Source organism: Treponema sp. JC4 (assembly GCF_000260795.1).
GTDB lineage: Bacteria > Spirochaetota > Spirochaetia > Treponematales > Treponemataceae > Treponema_D.
Genome location: NZ_AJGU01000007.1, coordinates 74,398 through 91,461, shown reverse-complemented (window position 1 = coordinate 91,461; position 17,064 = coordinate 74,398). Strand labels below are relative to the sequence as shown.

Genomic DNA, 17,064 nt, shown 5'->3' with positions numbered 1-17,064 from the left:
AATTATCTTTATTCAGTCGATAATTAACTGCATGGTTGTGTGCGGACTTTTACCTTCAACAGGTATTCCGCTGCCATTTTTCAGTCTTGGTGGTTCATCAATAATTGTAACGCTTGCTATGTGCGGCTTTATTTTGAATGCTTCCAGGGCGGATGAAGGAATTGTAAAGGAAAAAAAATATGAAGAAGTAAGCTTAAATACTTTTTCGGTTTTAAAATAGGGAGTTAGGGGGAGTAAGGCAGATTTCTGCTAGAAAAAAAAGTTATGAGTGATTTAAGTTTGATGCTTGACGATTATCTTGATGATGACAAGGCTGATTTGAATGAGTATTTTTCTGAGGAAAAGACAGATGAGGCTCAGGAGGATTCTGCTGATAAAAAAAATTAAGGCAATAAAAATCATTTTTGCAATTCTTTGCTTTCTTCTTGTCGGGGAACTTATTGTTTATAAATATATCCTTCCAAGCTTTTCAAGTCCTAAGATTTCTGTTACAGGCTTGTCTTCTTATACTCCTGAGGATTTTGCAGAAAAACTGGCACCTTTTTCTAATGCTAACTGGTTTGATTTTGATGTTGATCAGGCTGCCGCAGTAATTTCTAATGATGCAGGAATTGACTCTGTTGTTGTTGAAAAACACTTCCCTGATAAAATTTTAATCAAGGTTGAAGAAAGAAAGCCTGTTGCAATGATTTTCTTAATGGATAACGGAATCTCTTCTGCCCTTGAAATTGATAAAAACGGCGTAATTTTCCCACAACGTGCAGCAGAAGTAAATGACAATTCATATATGCCTATTATTTCAGGACTTCCTGTTGAATACATGGCACAGGGAATGCGTATTCCTTTGAAATACCGCCCTCTTATTGATCAGATTGCAAGAATTAAGTCACTCCCTCAGCAGTATTTTGCATCTGTTTCAGAAATCTGTGTACTTCCAAAAGACACAGGAAATTACGAGCTGGCACTTATTCCTGCTCAGGCAAAAGTTAAAGTTCTTACCGACCGCTCATTGAATGAAGAGGCGTTAAAGTATATGATGATAGTACTTGACGTTGTGAATCAGCTTGGTTCAAATGTTACTGAAGTTGATTTGCGATACGGTTCGGTTTCTTATAAAACAAGGTAGGATTTTTTAATGGCTGAAAATAGAATTGCAGTTGGATTGGACATAGGAACCAGTGAAATCAGGGTAGCAATCGGTGAGTATGACGAGAACGGAAAGATTCAGATTGCCGGAACTGCCTCTAAAAAATCTGCAGGTCTTAGAAACGGTGTAATTGTTAATATTGAAGATGCTAAATCAGTTATTGAAGAAGCTATAAGTGCTGCAGAAATGAATGCCGGAATTGATGTTGATTCAGTTATTACGGCTATTGGCGGCTCTCAGATTGAAAGTGCCACCCACAAAGGCGGCGTTGCCGTAAATCCTAACGGCAGAAATAATAAAGAAATTACAAATGATGATGTAGAACGTGTAATTGCAAATGCAACTGCTGTTCCGGTTCCTGAAGACCGGGAAAAACTTCACGTAATTCCACGCGATTATATTGTAGACGGAATTCACGGAATTTCAGATCCAATTCACAGAATTGGTACCCGTCTGGAAGTTGAAGTTCACATTGTAACTGCAGCCCGTACAATCATTCAGAATATGCGGTCTACAATTTCCCGTGCAGGTTATATTCTTGACGGCGTAATGCTGAAAACTCTAGCCCAGACTTTTTCTGTATGTCATGAAGATGAAATGGAGCTTGGTTCAATTTTAATTGACCTGGGTGCGGGTACAACAGACGTAATTGTACTTGTAGGTGGCGCTCCTGTAAGTACGGCAAGTGTTCCAGTAGGTGGAAATCTTGTAACAAACGATATTTCAATTGTAACTGGTATTTCATCAGCTACTGCAGAAGAAAAGAAAATTGAAGCCGGTTGCTGCTGGCTTCCTTTGATAAATGAACAGAATGACCGCGAGGTAGTTTTGCCAGGTGTTGGTGGACGTGCTCCGGAAGTTATTATGAAAAGTCAGCTTTGCCAGATTATTCAGGCCCGCATGGAGCAGATTTTTACAATGGTAAAGGCTACAATCATAAAAAATACAGACGAGTCAATTAAAAAGCTTTCGGGAAATATCATCCTTACCGGTGGCGGTGCCCAAATGGAAGGTGTTATTGAGCTTGCTCAGAACGTTTTCAGAACTTCATCTGTTCGTCTTGGCTGTCCGGAAAATCTTGGCGGTATAGAAGAAGATTACAGAAATCCGGCTTTTGCTACTGTAATCGGACTTGTGCTTGCAAGTAAAAATATGCCTGCCGGTAAAGAGTCTCGCAAAAAACACAGAGGTTTATCTGACAGAAAAGAAAAAAAAGATGGCGAAGGTGTGCTTAAAAAGATTTTCAAATCGCTGTTTTAGTATATAATGGTTATTGGGGAAATGTGTTAGGGGAAAAACACAGGGAGGAATAAAAAGTGGGAAATTTAAACATTTCAATATTGGATGAAGAGTCTAATTTTAACGAAGCTTATGCAGAATCAAGCCCGACTGTAATCAAGGTTGTGGGCTGTGGTGGCGGCGGTTCAAATGCAGTAAACCGTATGATCAGTCACCAACTTAGTAACGTTGATTTTATTGTTTTAAATACTGACTTACAGGCTTTGGGCCGTTCAAATGCGCCTACAAAGCTTCCAATCGGACAGAAAGTAACTAAAGGTCTAGGGGCTGGTGGCCGCCCTGAAGTTGGTGAACAGGCTGCCGAAGAAGATAAGGAACTGATTACAAACGTACTTCGCGGTGCAGATATGGTATTCATTACTGCCGGAATGGGTGGTGGAACAGGTACTGGTTCTGCTCCTGTTGTTGCCCGCATTGCCAAGGAACTTGGCTGTCTTACAGTAGCCGTTGTTACAACTCCTTTTGTTTTTGAAGGTAATGTCCGCATGAGACAGGCCCGCGAAGGTCTTAAAAAGCTTCATTCTATGGTTGACTCAATGATTGTCATTCCAAACGAGCAGCTTTTCAACACAATCGATAAAAATACAACTGTAAAAGAATCTTTCCGCCGTGCAGATGAGATTCTCTGTCAGGGTGTAGAAGGTATTTCTAATATCATTACAAACCCTGGTGATGTAAATACTGACTTTGCTGACGTTCGTAATGCTATGAGCGGTCAGGGAAATGCTATTTTTGGTATTGGTATTGCAGAAGGTGAAAACCGAGCCGCAGATGCTGCTTATGCTGCTATCAACAATCCTATGCTTGAAGATTCTCATATTGATGGGGCTAAGAATATTCTTGTTAATATCTGTGCTTCTGAAGAAATTTCTCTGGCTGAAGTTGGTGAAATCTGTAAGATTGTAACTGCTTCTGCTGATAAAGATTACAATATGTTCTGGGGACAGGTTACACAGCCTGATCTTGGTGGAAAAATCAGCGTAACTGTAATTGCAACTGGTTTTGAACAGCCTGAAAATGAAATTGAAGAGCCTGAAGTAGAAGAAAAGGCAGTTGAAAAAGCTCCTGTTCAGTATTCTGAAAATGTTATGCGCTCTTCTGAATTGAACGGAATTCTTCATCCTACAAATAAACTTGGCGGCGATTTTGTTTCAAGAAAAGAATTTGCTGCTATGTCATCTGCTAAACCTGCTGCTCAGGCTGCTCAGAGACCTATGGGAGCTGCCGGTGCTGTAAGTACAGAAACTGCTAAAAAAGCTGAAGAAAAACAGAACGGAAGCCTTGGACGCTCACTTTTTGAAGATACAGAGCCTTCAATTGCAAGCCGTGCTGTTATGAATCGTTTTTCTCCTCCAGAAGGATATAAGGGGGGAAACGACATTAATCAGCCTGCAATCTGGTCAAGCTTGAACTTTGGTCGTGGAATTAACCTGTCTGACTAAATAATTATGACAATTGAAGGGCTTTTGAATCAGTTTTATTCAGATTTGATTCTTGTAAAGCGTGACGCGCAAAAAACTGCCGAAACCTATAAAATTTCGGCAGAAGCCTTTTTAAATTGGCTTGTAGAAGAAAGAATCAAGCTTGCTGATGTAACGCCTCAGAATATTACATATTTTCTGGTCAAGCGAAAAACTCAAGGCTGTAACGAATTAACAATTGCAAAATATATTTCCGGTATCAGGGCTCTTGGTGATTTTCTTGAGCGCAAGGATTACTGGAAAGAAAATAAAGCCCTGCTCCTGGAACGTCCTAAAACTGTGCATGCCCTTCCAAAAGTTTTGACAGAAGAGCAGGTTGACGCCCTTTTGGAAAGCATAGATACTTCGGATAATGTCGGGAAGCGGGATGATGCCCTTTTTGAACTGATTTATTCCTGCGGCCTTCGTATCAGTGAAGCCTGCGATTTAAAAGTTGCAAATGTTCATATGGACGAGCAGATTATTCTTGTTCATGGAAAAGGGGATAAGGAACGCATTGTTCCCTTTGGAAAGCGAGCCTATGATAAGCTGAAATATTATCTGGAAGAAGTACGCCCTCTTCTTACAAAAGGAAAAAATGTTCCTGAAGTTTTTGTTAATTATAAGGGAGAAGGTATTTCCAGAAAAGGCGTATGGAAGCGTTTTAAGGAACTTGAAACTCTTTCCGGGGTGCAGGCAAAGGTTCATACCCTGCGTCATTCCTTTGCAACGCATTTATTAAAGGGCGGTGCAGATTTAAGGGCTGTACAGGAGCTTTTAGGTCACAGTGATCTGGCAACCACTCAGATTTATACACATGTAACTAACGAGCAGTTAGAAGACGCTCATAAAAAATATTTTACACGTTAATAACAGAAGCAAAAAGCGGAGGATAATATGAAAAAGATTTTATTTGGATTAGTTTTTTCAATCTCAGTACTGGCACTTTTTACAGGATGTCCAAAATCAAATAAAACAATTATCCGCTATCAGAAAATGGAAGAAAAAGTAGATCATCCTACTTCGATAGAAGAGCTGAAAGAAGCAATTGCAAAATATGAAAACCGCGTTGCAGATATTCAGCTTGCAAACCAGCAGATTGCAATCTGGTATAAAATGCTGGGAACCCGCTACGTTGATGCAAAAATGTATGGAGAAGCCTTGAAGTGCTTTCAGAAAGCTCTGGAGTTCTATCCTAACAATCAGAATCTTTATTACTGGGTTGGCGTTTGTGCCGGCTATATGTCTCATGCTGCAATGGATTTCAGCGGAACAGGTTCAACACAGCTTCGTATGAACTATTTAAAGCTTGCAGAAGATGCTTATTCCCGAGCAATTCAGATTGATGACCGTTTTGTCCGCGCACTTTACGGGCTTTCTGTAATTTATGTTTTTGAGCTGGGAGAAAGTCAGAAGGCAATTCCTTTACTCGAAAAGGTTATGGAAATTGAAACAAAAGATTTTAATGCCATGTTTGTACTTGCCCGCGCTTATTATGAAAATTATGAATTTGACAAAGCCGTTAAAATATATGATAAAATAATGTCATTAACAAAAGCGGCTGATATTGTAAATGCTGCTCAAGACCTCAAGAAACAGGTTTTAGATGCTTCATACTGATGACGAATTAATATTTCATATTTCTCTTGCCCGAATAACATTTTTAAAGTTCTCTGAGAAAGTTTTTTTATCAAAAAACATTGACAATTCTAATACTCTATCATTACTATCTATAGAAGAGATTGAAGCATTTTTGGAGCGTAAGCTTCAGAAAAAGGTAATCTGGAATGGAAAGAAAAACCTTGAATTTGCAAGAAAGGCTTTTCAATTCTGCAAGGCTTACGGCATAAAATGTCTTTTGCATGAAGACAGGGATTACCCTGAGCTTTTGAGGCAGATTTCTGATCCTCCCTATATGCTTTTTTGCAGGGGTGATGAAAGGCTGCTTACAGGGCCTTCTGTTTCTGTAGTTGGAACAAGAAGACTTAGTCCTGAAGGAAAAAAAGCTGCAAGGGAATTTTCCTATGCGGCAGTGACGGACGGCTGTAATGTGGTGTCCGGTCTTGCAAACGGGGCTGACGGCTATGCTCATCAGGGAGCGGTAGACGCCTTCTTTGATTATCAAGAGAAGGGGCTTGATACTGCAGGGCTTGGAAAAACTGTTGCGGTACTTCCAAGTTCAATTGATGAAGTAATTCCTTATTCTCACAAAAGACTTGCAGCTCAGATTTTGCAGTCAGGCGGGCTTTTGGTGAGTGAGTACGAGCCGGGAAGGGATATGGAAAAGTGGCATTATGTAGCCAGAAACCGCATAATTGCAGGCTTGTCTCCGGCAACGGTAGTGGTTGAAGCACCTGCCGGAAGCGGTTCCCTTATTACTGCGGATTTTGCCCTTGAAAACGGGCGCGACGTGATGTTTCATAAGGCAACCTTTGGTGAGCTTGCAAAAAAGATAGCTGATGCTTCTAATGCTGAGCTTGAAAGACAGCATGCAGACGGAAAGGTCAGCAGATATAAAATAGAAAATCGTCCTGAAAAATTTCTGGAGGCTGGGGCCCCGGTTATCAGTGACTATAAGGATTATTTAAAATGCCTTGCCGAAGCACCGGGAGCAAGACTTCCTCTGCAAGGTCAATTATTCTGAAAAATAAGGATAGGAAAGATTATGGCAACAAAGAAGACAAAAGAAAAAACTCCACAGACCCTGGTGATTGTAGAGTCTCCTGCAAAGGCTCATACAATTGAAAAATATCTGGGGCCTGGCTATGTGGTTAAGGCTTCTATGGGACATTTGATTGACCTGCCTAAATCGCGCATGGCAATTGATATTGAAAATAACTTTCAGCCGGAATATATCACAGTCCGCGGACGCGCAAAACTTCTTAAGGAACTTCAGAAAGATGCAAAAAAATCAGATTTTGTACTTCTTGCATCCGATAACGACCGCGAAGGAGAGGCAATTGCCTGGCATTTGAACAATGCTCTTAAAGACAAAACTGACGCAAAAATCAGCCGAATTGTATTCAATGAAATTACTCCGGTTGCAATTACAGAGGCCGTAAAACATCCCGGCGAAATTGTTGAAGCAAAGGTTAATGCCCAGAAGGCCCGCCGTGTTCTTGACCGCCTTGTAGGTTATAACCTTAGTCCTCTTTTGTGGGCAAAGGTAAAGAACGGACTTTCTGCCGGACGCGTTCAGTCGGTTGCTTTGCGCCTTATTTGTGAGCGCGAAAAGGAAGTAGAAGATTTTATTCCGGAAGAATACTGGAGCCTTGATGCAGATTTTTCTAAGGGAAAATCAAATTTTACAGCCCAGCTTGTAAAATATAAGGGGGAAAATCCTGAGCTTAAAAGCGAGGATATGGTTAATAAAATCATCGAGGAAATTAAAAACTCTCCTTGCACAGTAAGCTCTGTAAAGAAAACTGATAAAACTGTTCGTCCAAAGCCTCCTTTTACAACTTCAAAATTGCAGCAGGCAGCGGCAAACCGCTTTAATTTTACTTCACGTAAAACTATGCAGATTGCCCAGATGCTTTACGAAGGTATTCAGATTGGCGAAAACCGTGTGGGTCTTATTACTTACATGCGAACAGACTCTGTCCGCATTTCTGATACAGCTTTGGCTGATGTACGCGGCTGGCTTTCTAAAAACTATCCTGATACACTTCCTGCTGAACCAATTCATTATTCTGTTGGTAAGGCAGCTCAGGACGCCCATGAAGGTATTCGTCCTACCTATACAACTTACACTCCTGAAAGTGTAAAAGAATATCTTACAAACGATCAGTTTAAGCTTTATTCAATCATCTGGGAGCGCTTTGTTTCTTCTCAGATGAATAATGCAAAAATGACTACAACCTCTGTTGAAATTACAAGCGGAGATGCAGTTTTCAGAACTGCCGCAAGTAAAATCAGCGAAAAAGGTTTTTACAGTGTAATCAAGCTGCTTTCAAGTAAGGAAGAAAAATCATCTTCTTTACCAAGCCTGAAGGAAGGGGAAACTCTGGAAACCGGAAAATTCCATCCTGAACAGCACTTTACACAGGGACCTGCCCGCTATACCGATGCTTCAATCGTTCGTATGCTGGAAGAAAAGGGAATCGGACGTCCTTCAACTTATGCACCGATTATCTCTGTATTGCTTGACCGCTACTATGTAACAAGAAGCAATAAACAACTGGTTCCGACTCAGCTTGGAAAAGTAATTTCAAAAATTCTTGTAGAAAGCTTCCCTGATGTAATCAACGAGCAGTTTACAGCCGAAGTCGAAAATACTCTTGATAAGGTTGAAGCTGACGAGCTTGTCTGGAATGATATGATAAGCGACTTCTACGGACCTTTTAAAAAGCGCGTAGAAGAAGTTACCTCAACAACTGAAAGCATTAAGGGCTTCCTGGATGAAGAAACAGACAAAGTCTGCGACCTTTGCGGAAAGCCTATGATAAAAAAGCTTGGAAAATTCGGCTTCTTCCTTGCATGTTCAGGCTTCCCAGAGTGCCACAATACAAAATCAATTCCTCTGGCTAAGTGTCCGGTTCCGGGCTGTAACGGAGAAATTGTTGAGCGCAAGCAGAAGGGAAGGGGCAAATCCTTCTTTGGTTGTACAAATTATCCTAAGTGTACCTTTATCAGCCACTTTAAGCCGATTGATTCTTACTGTCCTAAGTGCGGCTGGTTCCTGGTTGAAAAGTTTGACAAAAAGAACGGAAGCTATAAATCTTGTATCAATCCTGACTGTGATTATCTGCATTCAGCTGATGACGAGCCTATGGTTATGCCGGAAGCCGGCGAAGAGTAGGTTGTCACCACAGGGGATATTATGCTTTTTATTTTTGATATGGGGGGCGTTGTTACAACGACCTTCCCGCTGGACGTTTTAACAGAAAAACTGGGGCTCTATAAAAATGAGTTTTTGAAAATTTGTAAGGAAAATGGAGATATCTGGAACCGTCTGGAAAAAGGTTTTATTGATACAAGGGATTTCTGGGATGCCTTCAATAAGGTTTCAGTTTCTCAGAAGCTTCCTTTTGTAAAGAATGATCTTTTCCGCCTTTATTTTCATCCGACCCTTCAGACCCGAACCGCAGAGCTGATTACAGCCCTTCGGAAAAAGCACCGCGTTGTCTGCGGAACAAACACAATTCAGAGCCACTGGGAAAATCACATGGAAAGGGGTGATTACGCCTTTTTTGACCAGACCTATGCCAGTAATAAAATCGGAGAGGCAAAGCCGGATCCTCACTTTTTTGAAGTGATTTTAGAGGCTGAAGGCTATAAGGCAGAAGAAGCTTTTTTTACTGATGATAAAATTGAAAACTGCCAGGCTGCAGAAAGTCTTGGAATAAAGACTGTGCATTTTGAAAGCCCGGAAAAACTCTGGGAAGAGTGGGGAAAGTATATCTAAACTGCCGGAAGGCAGATTTTATTTTTAGGATGTTTTATGTTTGCAAAAGTATTTTTGAACGCAAAAGAAGAGAGAGAAATTTTACAGGGTTTTCCCTGGGTATTTGATAACGAGATTTCGCATTTTAAGCACCGCGCTGATGAAAAATCGGAATGGAAGAATGAGACCTTAGCTGAATGTACAGTGCCTGACGGTTCCGCCGTTGAAGTATGCACAAAAGCAGGCGGATTTTTAGGAAGCGGAATCCTAAATAAAAAATCAAAGATTGCGGTTCGCCTGATTTCTACAGAACATGTCGACAAGGTTTTTGAAGATATTTCTGATTTCTGGGAAAAACGCATTCTTGCGGCTTACAATCACAGAAAGCTTTATTATTCTGACACAGATTCTTACCGCCTTGTTTTTGGTGAGGCAGATTTGATTCCGGGCTTTATCTGCGAGCGTTTCTGCAGTGAAGATGGGAAAGTTTTCCTTGTTGTTCAGTTCCTGGCAATGGCCTGCGAAGTATTCCGAGAAGAAATCTTAAAGGCTCTTAAAAAGGTCTGCAAGCCGGACGGTATTTTTGAAAAGGATGATGAAGCTGTCCGTGAAAAGGAAGGACTTCCCCTTACAAGCGGCTGGCTTGACGGTAAAAACTTTGACACAAAAATTACGATTATTGAAAACGAGGTTCGTCTTTGCGTTGACGTTGAGGGCGGACAGAAAACAGGCTACTTCCTTGACCAGAAGTTCAACCGCGAGCAGATTAAACGCTTCTGCCACGGAAAAAAGGTTCTTGATACCTTTACCCACACTGGCGCATTCGGACTCAATGCCTTTAAGGCAGGGGCCCGCGAAGTAACTTCTGTTGATATTTCTGAAGAAGCCGTAGAAATGGTAAACAATAACATTAAGCTCAATAAGGCAGAAAAGGTTATGAAGGCTGTCTGCGCTGATGTTTTTGACCTTCTTAAGAAATATGAAGCTGATGGAGAAAAGTTTGATGTAATCATTCTTGACCCACCTGCCTTTACAAAATCTGCAAAGAATATTCAGAAGGCTTACGGTGGATATAAAGAAATCAACCTTCGTGCCATGAGGCTTTTGAACGAAGGCGGAATACTTATTACCTGTTCATGTTCACACTTCTTTGATTCAACAACCTTCTACGACATGATTATGCACGCTGCAATGGATAGCCATAAAAAAGTTCAGATTCTGGATAAACGAGGTGCGGGCCCTGATCATCCGCTGCTGGCCGGTTATCCTAAGTCTGAATATTTGAAGTGCGCAATCTGTGTAGTTCGCTAGGAAGCTTTTTGGCGGGATTTATGGCAGGAAATAAAAGTTACAATTGTATAATCGTTTTAGGCCCGACGGCGGTTGGAAAAACTTCTATTGGAGTTGCCCTTGCCGGTACTTTTAATGGAGAAATTATTTCTGCAGATTCCCGCCAGACTTACCGTCATCTTGATATTGGTTCCGGTAAAGACCTGGACGAATATATCTGGGAAGGTCAGCCAGTTCCTTATCATCTGATCGATATTGCCCAGCTGCCAGACGAATACAATGTTTACAATTATCAGAAAGATTTTTATGCCGCCTTTAAGGGTATTTCTTCCCGTGGAAAATTACCTGTAGTGGTTGGCGGAACAGGAATGTACCTGGATGCAGTTGTACGCGACTATGAAATGGTAATTCTGCCGGAAAATCCCCAGCTTCACGCAGAGCTGGAAGCAAAATCACTTGAAGAACTGGGAGAAATGCTTCTTCACGAGCAGCCTGACTTACACGTAAAGGCTGACCTTAAGGAAAAAGAGCGCGTAATCAAGGCTCTGGAAATTATTGAAGCAAAAAAACAGGGAATTGAATCGACTTCGGTTGAGCGCCCTGATATAAGGCCTTTTATAATCGGAACGACTTTGCCCCGTCCTGAACTATGGAAAAATATTTCTATCCGACTTCGGGAACGCCTGGACGGCGGCATGATTGAAGAAGTTGAAAATATCCATAAAAGCGGAATTACCTTTGAACGCCTTGAAAAGCTGGGACTTGAATACCGCTTCTGTTCTGAGTTTTTGCAGGGCAAATACAAAAGCCGCGATGAAATGGAAGAAAAGCTTTTTATCGCTATCCGCCAGTTTGCAAAAAGGCAGGAAACCTGGTTCCGTATGATGGAAAGAAAAGGTGTTGAAATCCACTGGTTGGGTCAGGGCAGTAAGGCTAGTAGAATTGAAGAAGCAATTTCCCTTGTAAAAGAAAAACTTGGTTAAAAACAAAAAACGCTCCGACGGAGCGTTTTTTTTACAAGGCTAATTTGAATAATATTTGGAACTTCAAGTCCACTTTATGCTGTTACGGCAACCTTCTCTTTGATTTCTGTAAGATAGCCGGTACGGATGCAGCTGTCGAAGAGTTCGCGGCTGATGTAGTCAGTTTTTACGTCTTCGTAACCGTCGAGGTCGCGAACGATTTTTACAACAAATCCATCTTCCATTTCACGAAGAATTGTCATGTAGTCTGAAGTTTTTCCTATGCTTTTTAATGTGTAACTTTTCATTATTGCCTCCCGCAATCTGAATTGTTTTTAAGCACATCTATGAAGTAAGATTTTTAGTCAAAATTATCGCGAAACTCAAGTTTCGCATGGAAAACACGTTCCCATACTTTTATATTCGGTTATAATAAAAAAAATGTTAGAAAAAATTGAAAAAAACTTGGAATTTTCTCTAAAAAAAAGTGACTTTTGCGATGCTCATTTTCATTATGCGGTCTGTAAAGAACATGAATCGGAGCTTAATGTTAGCTGGACTGCCTGTTCCTGTGCCCATAGTTTTGATGAGTGGGAGCTTCAAAAAACTGCCCCATCCAATGTAATAAAAGCTTTTGGTCTGCATCCGCAGTTGTGTAGTGACCCGGCTTTTAATTTGGACACATATACTGACTTTTTGGAAGGGCTACTTGATGAGCGGAATACGGCATTAGAAAAAAGAGAAGACCCCTTATTAAAGGCTATCGGAGAAGCAGGCTTTGATTATTTTACGCCTGCATTAAAAGAAAAACGGGTCTTACAGGAAGAAATGTGGAATATACAGCTGGAACTGGCAGAAGAGTATAAAATGCCCCTTGTGGTTCACTGCCGAAAGGCTAACGAAAAGCTTTTTGAATATGCTCCGCGACTTAAAAAACTTCCGGCGGTGCTTTTTCATTCTTTTATGGGAAGCGTAGTTGAAGCTAACTCTTTGATTGAACGGGGAATAAACTGCTGCTTCAGTTTTGGAAAGCAGATGCTGAACGGAAATAAAAAAGTAATTGAGTGTGTGAAGGAATTACCACTTGAAAACCTGCTGCTTGAGACGGATGCTCCTTTTCAGACTTTGAAGGGGGAAGCTTTTACAAGGGCTTGTGAAATTGAACGGGTTTATGAGGCGGCGGAAAAAATAAGGGGCATAAGCCTTGACCAGCTTATACCCCTTATGAAAAGAAATTTTAATTCTTTATTTGGGAATTAGAAGGTTAATTCAAAGGAATCTACCTTATCTCCTGTTTGTGCATTTTGGATTATAAATTTGACATTTCCTTCAAATCCACGAGCTTTAAGAACATTCTGGTTCGTCCTGATTGTCTTTTCTACACTGGAGAAGTGATATTTCGCAAGTTCATTATGTCTTTTAAAGTCCCATGTATCTTTGTTTTTGTTATATGTATCGCAGAATCCATAGTATCTTACATTACTTCCCCATTCTGGAAAATAATCCTTTACGATTCTATGGTAAAGATCTTTTCTTTCTGGTGATATATTAGTTGTGTCACAGAACATTATGTAGTCGCAGTATGAATTACATGGTTTTCTTACATAGTCTGTAAAGGAAGATGTTCTGGTATTACCGAATTCCTGCCAGTGTAAGTTGAGTCCTGCATTTGTAAGCCAGCCAGTAAGCATATAGATAGTAACTTTACCAGTAGACTTAAGAGGAACTTTTTCTTGATTCCAATAATAATTGCTAGGCATTGTATAAAGAGCATAAGTATCAAATATAGCTGCATTTGTCTGAATGCCTTTTGCTCCGTCGCATTTAGTTGTAAACCAGTCCCAGTAAGGTATTATATCCGGTGTTGAAAAACGCCAGTTTACTGATTTTTCGTCTGTTGCTGGATTTACTTTAATTGAAATATCTGGAATAGACTGTGTTCTTGATTCGCTTATAGAAAAACCTGTAGAAATACCACCTGTTGGGCCATTTGTATTAAAGCCCGCATTTCCGCCAAAATTGAAACTTGTACCACTTGTAAAACTTTGACTTCCTTGGGTTGTTTTCGGTGAACATTCAGATGATTTTAATATTGCATGTCCATCACCCAAAGCAGATGTGATTTCACAGGAACCCATATATGGACTGATGTATTTATCTGGAGACCAGTCATTGCTGTATTTTAGCTGCTGGTTATTACATACTGCAGAAGTTCTTACAAGATAGTAATCTGTATTGGTATCTATGCTGCATGCTGTCCATACATCAACATAAAGCTGTACGTTTTCACTTCTGCCGTTATATCTTCCATCATAATGTTCATGACTGCGATTAAATGTAACTGTAAAGTTATGTACGAAAGACTGTGCTTTTTTTGCATCATCAATTGCAGATCTTGCTGTCCTCTGGCTTTTTGATTCTTCTGATGCTGCTTCATTTATCCAGTCAGCAAAGGCCTGAATTGAAGAATTTTTCAAGGCTCCCCAGTCTATTTCTACACCATTTTCAGGATCTGCCAGGACAGTATAATTTTTTTCATTTCCATCTTCTTTAGATTCTGTTTCTGGACATTTTGCAGAACCTTCTGTTTCCATACTAATGTCTAATTCATCTGCATCAACTGTCTCATTAATATCATGAACAAAATAAACCTGATCTTTTCTCATTGCAATTGCTTCAAAGGCCTTTGTTTCCCATGTATCTACTCCTGTATTGGTCAAGTCGTCATAAAACTGGTCTAGAAGGTTTGCTATGGAATAAGGACTAACCTCTGTCATGTCATTGAAATATTCATTCTCAGTTTTGTCTAGAACAGCTATTAGTTTCTCGCAAAAGTTGACTACTTGATCATAGGTTGGTGTATCTATAATAAAAGTCTGACCTTCAAGACATGTTTTTACTGCAAGAAGAATCTGTTCTTCAGAAAGATCTGATAATCTGCTTCCGTGAACAATGTAAACTTCTGGAACGGTTTTGGTACTTGATGTGATTTTACCATCAGTTTCTTTGAGTGTGCTTTGCATGTATGGCGAGAGATGAGAAAAGGCTACATAAGTATTTTTACTAACTGGCTCTGAACCTGAATCACTTGATCCATTTGAACAGGAGAGCGCAAATAAAGCTGTTGCAGCAATCAACGCATACAGAAATGATTTTCTTCTTTTCATAAAAAATCCCCCTTAATTATAAATTGTCGTTATAACAACTTTAAGTCAGGGGGAGTTAATCGTCAAGAAAAATATATAGTCTTTCTTAAGATTTCTTTAGCAGACTTTAATTTTACAAATTTGCTTTGAAGAAAGTTTCCATAGCTGCTGAGGCTGCTTCTTCGTCGTCGCCTTCTACGCTAACGTTTACTGCGTGGCCTTGTTTTGCGCCAAGGCTCATAACTGCAATAAGGCGTTTTGCGTCGGCTGTTTTTCCGTTGCAGGCAAGGGTGATTTTTGAAGTAAAAGGTTTTGCAACTTTTACAAGTTCTCCGCCCGGACGAGCGTGAATTCCAAGTGAATCTGTGATTGTGTAATCGAATGTTTTCATAGTGACTCCTGTGTAAGGCGGCAGTTTAAGCCGCCGGTCTTTATTTAATATTTCTAATTCTGTCGCGCAATGCAAGTATATGTGACGGCGAAACTGAAAGTTCGTCAATTCCCATGTTTATAAAGGTTTCTGTGAGTTCAAGGTCTGCGCCAAGTTCTCCGCAGATGCCCACCCAGCAGCCGTGTTTGTGACCGTTTTCTATTGTCATCTGGATTTCGCGCAAAACTGCCGGATGGTGAGCGTCGTAAAAGTTTTCAAGACGTGAGTTCTGGCGGTCGATGGCAAGGGTATACTGGGTAAGGTCATTTGTTCCGATAGAAAAGAAATCAACTTCCTGGGCAAGTTCTTCGCTCATCATAACTGCGGCCGGGGTTTCTATCATAATTCCCTGTTCAACGTTTCCGTAGGGGATGTTTTCTTTGTTGAGGGAATAGCAGACATCCGAAGCAATTTTTTTAATGCGGTGAACTTCGTCCACGCTGATAATCATAGGGTACATGATCGCAAGGTTTCCAAAGGCGCTGGCACGGTAAATGGCACGAAGTTGAGTTTTAAAAAGTTCCGGGCGGTCAAGGCAGATGCGAATAGCGCGGAAGCCCATAGCAGGATTTTCTTCCTGGTCCAGCTTAAAATAATCAGCCTGCTTGTCAGCCCCGATATCCAGAGTTCTGATAATCACCTTTTTGCCGTTCATCTTTTTGGCTACATTTTTGTAGGCTACAAACTGTTCGTCTTCAGTCGGGTAGGAGTGGCGACCCAGGTAAAGAAATTCACTTCTGAAAAGACCGATTCCTTCGGCATCATTTTCCAGGGCTAAATCTGCATCTGCAACCGAGCCTATATTTGCATAAAGGTTGATTTTCTTTCCGCCCAGAGTGATGCTTTCTTTTCCTTTAAGATTCTGTAAAAGTTCCCGTTTGGAAAGGGCTTCCTTCTGAAGTTTTGTTTTTTCTGCAAGAGTTTCTTCATCCGGCTCTAAAATTACTTCCCCTGCAAAGCTGTCTACAACGCATTCTTTTCCGTTCCATTCTGAATCAATTACAACGCCTGTAATGGCTGGAATATTCATTGTGCGGGCAAGAATTGCTGTGTGCGACTGAGAAGAACCGAACTTTGTTACAAAAGCAAGGATTTTTGATTTATCAAGGGCTACGGTTTCTGCCGGTGTAAGGTCATCTGCATACAAAATGGCAGGGGCGTCGGAATCAACATTTTCATCTTCGCCTCCGCAAAGAACTGTAACTACCCGGCGGGCAATATCCTTAATATCTGCCGAGCGGGCCTTCATATATTCATCTTCCATTTCGGCAAAAATCTGACTGATAGTTTCGCCGCTCTGGAAAACTGCGTATTCTGCATTGGCTTTTTCGTCGCGGATTAACGAATAAACTGAATCTGTAAAATCATCATCGCCAATCAACATGGACTGCACGTCAAAAATGGCAGCGGCTTCTTCGCCGACTTCTGTTTTTGCTTTTTCGTAAATTGCCTGAAGCTGGGCTACTGCTGTGTCGCGGGCCTTATTATAGCGTTCAATTTCTGCTTCCGGATTTTCAATCGGGTGAAGTGATGTGTCGTAAACGACTTTCTTTAAGATTTTTACCGGGCCGATTGCAATGCCCTTGTAAATGGATTTTCCATTATACCTTTTCATACCGTCTGTGCTCCTGAATAAGAGGTGTATTTTTCCAGTTCTGCCCGGGGATTGATTTTCAACCGAGGTCACAGTCCGGTAATTTATGCGTCCTTACGCTTTTTTGTTATTTTAGCACGGGAAGATTTTGACTGCAAGATATTTTTTAAAATATTTGACGGACTTTGAATGATTTTGAAAGATTTTTGATAAAACAAAAAATTATTTGACAGATTTTGAAATGTGGGCAGATAATGAAAATATCAAAAGATTGTTACGGACAAAGCCGGCAAAACTTTTTACCAATTTTTTAATCGAAAAGGGTAATGGGTTTTGCCTTTTTCATTTCA

The 17,064-nt window shown here is 40.6% G+C and carries 17 protein-coding genes; 13 read left to right on the top strand and 4 right to left on the bottom strand.

The features are described 5' to 3' along the window. The 12 genes from MSI_RS05285 to miaA all read left to right on the top strand — a co-directional run. On the top strand, positions 1-220 hold a 220-nt coding region (locus MSI_RS05285; RefSeq protein ID WP_192807737.1), incomplete at its 5' end, for an FtsW/RodA/SpoVE family cell cycle protein. 44 nt (positions 221-264) lie between these two features. After that, positions 265-387, top strand: coding sequence for a hypothetical protein (locus MSI_RS15130; RefSeq protein WP_009104442.1), 123 nt, complete (start codon positions 265-267; stop codon positions 385-387). Then, positions 350-1,126 (top strand): cell division protein FtsQ/DivIB, encoded by a 777-nt coding sequence (locus MSI_RS05280; RefSeq protein WP_009104441.1) that lies wholly within the window; start codon positions 350-352, stop codon positions 1,124-1,126. Before MSI_RS15130 ends, MSI_RS05280 begins: the two co-directional genes overlap by 38 nt. A 9-nt stretch (positions 1,127-1,135) precedes the next feature. Then, positions 1,136-2,407 (top strand): cell division protein FtsA, encoded by a 1,272-nt coding sequence (gene ftsA, locus MSI_RS05275; protein WP_009104440.1) that lies wholly within the window; start codon positions 1,136-1,138, stop codon positions 2,405-2,407. A gap of 56 nt (positions 2,408-2,463) precedes the next feature. Next, positions 2,464-3,888: a cell division protein FtsZ gene (gene ftsZ, locus MSI_RS05270; protein ID WP_009104438.1), complete on the top strand. Its 1,425-nt coding sequence runs from the start codon at positions 2,464-2,466 to the stop codon at positions 3,886-3,888. 6 nt (positions 3,889-3,894) lie between these two features. Beyond that, complete coding sequence (locus MSI_RS05265; RefSeq protein WP_009104436.1) at positions 3,895-4,776, top strand: tyrosine recombinase; 882 nt, start codon at positions 3,895-3,897, stop codon at positions 4,774-4,776. A 27-nt stretch (positions 4,777-4,803) separates the two neighbouring features. Continuing rightward, on the top strand, positions 4,804-5,526 hold the full coding sequence (locus MSI_RS05260) for a tetratricopeptide repeat protein (protein ID WP_009104434.1): 723 nt from the start codon (positions 4,804-4,806) through the stop codon (positions 5,524-5,526). Between the two features lie 133 nt (positions 5,527-5,659). Continuing rightward, entirely contained in the window at positions 5,660-6,550 is an 891-nt protein-coding gene (locus MSI_RS05255) for a DNA-processing protein DprA (RefSeq protein WP_192807736.1), read from the top strand. A gap of 21 nt (positions 6,551-6,571) precedes the next feature. After that, positions 6,572-8,707 (top strand): type I DNA topoisomerase, encoded by a 2,136-nt coding sequence (gene topA, locus MSI_RS05250; protein WP_009104432.1) that lies wholly within the window; start codon positions 6,572-6,574, stop codon positions 8,705-8,707. Positions 8,708-8,728: 21 nt separating this feature from the next. Next, positions 8,729-9,313: an HAD family phosphatase gene (locus MSI_RS05245; protein ID WP_009104431.1), complete on the top strand. Its 585-nt coding sequence runs from the start codon at positions 8,729-8,731 to the stop codon at positions 9,311-9,313. Positions 9,314-9,349: 36 nt separating this feature from the next. After that, positions 9,350-10,603, top strand: a complete 1,254-nt coding sequence (locus MSI_RS05240) for a class I SAM-dependent rRNA methyltransferase (protein ID WP_009104430.1) — start codon at positions 9,350-9,352, stop codon at positions 10,601-10,603. A 20-nt stretch (positions 10,604-10,623) separates the two neighbouring features. After that, entirely contained in the window at positions 10,624-11,565 is a 942-nt protein-coding gene (gene miaA / locus MSI_RS05235) for a tRNA (adenosine(37)-N6)-dimethylallyltransferase MiaA (protein WP_009104429.1), read from the top strand. A 74-nt stretch (positions 11,566-11,639) separates the two neighbouring features. On the opposite strand, the gene MSI_RS05230 is transcribed toward miaA, so the two are convergent. Further along, positions 11,640-11,852 (bottom strand): hypothetical protein, encoded by a 213-nt coding sequence (locus MSI_RS05230; protein ID WP_009104428.1) that lies wholly within the window; start codon positions 11,850-11,852, stop codon positions 11,640-11,642. A 133-nt stretch (positions 11,853-11,985) separates the two neighbouring features. Between MSI_RS05230 and MSI_RS05225 the strand changes: the two genes are divergently transcribed. After that, entirely contained in the window at positions 11,986-12,804 is an 819-nt protein-coding gene (locus MSI_RS05225; protein ID WP_009104426.1) for a TatD family hydrolase, read from the top strand. Here the strand turns inward: MSI_RS05225 and MSI_RS05220 are convergent. The 3 genes from MSI_RS05220 to ptsP form a co-directional block, all read right to left on the bottom strand. After that, positions 12,801-14,567, bottom strand: coding sequence for a hypothetical protein (locus MSI_RS05220; RefSeq protein WP_155815486.1), 1,767 nt, complete (start codon positions 14,565-14,567; stop codon positions 12,801-12,803). The two genes, MSI_RS05225 and MSI_RS05220, sit on opposite strands and share 4 nt — an antisense overlap. Positions 14,568-14,823: 256 nt before the next feature. Next, positions 14,824-15,081 (bottom strand): HPr family phosphocarrier protein, encoded by a 258-nt coding sequence (locus tag MSI_RS05215; RefSeq protein ID WP_009104421.1) that lies wholly within the window; start codon positions 15,079-15,081, stop codon positions 14,824-14,826. Between the two features lie 40 nt (positions 15,082-15,121). Then, the gene (gene ptsP, locus MSI_RS05210; protein WP_009104418.1) at positions 15,122-16,735 is read right to left on the bottom strand and encodes a phosphoenolpyruvate--protein phosphotransferase; all 1,614 of its coding nucleotides are present in this window, start codon (positions 16,733-16,735) and stop codon (positions 15,122-15,124) included. Positions 16,736-17,064: the final 329 nt, after the last annotated feature.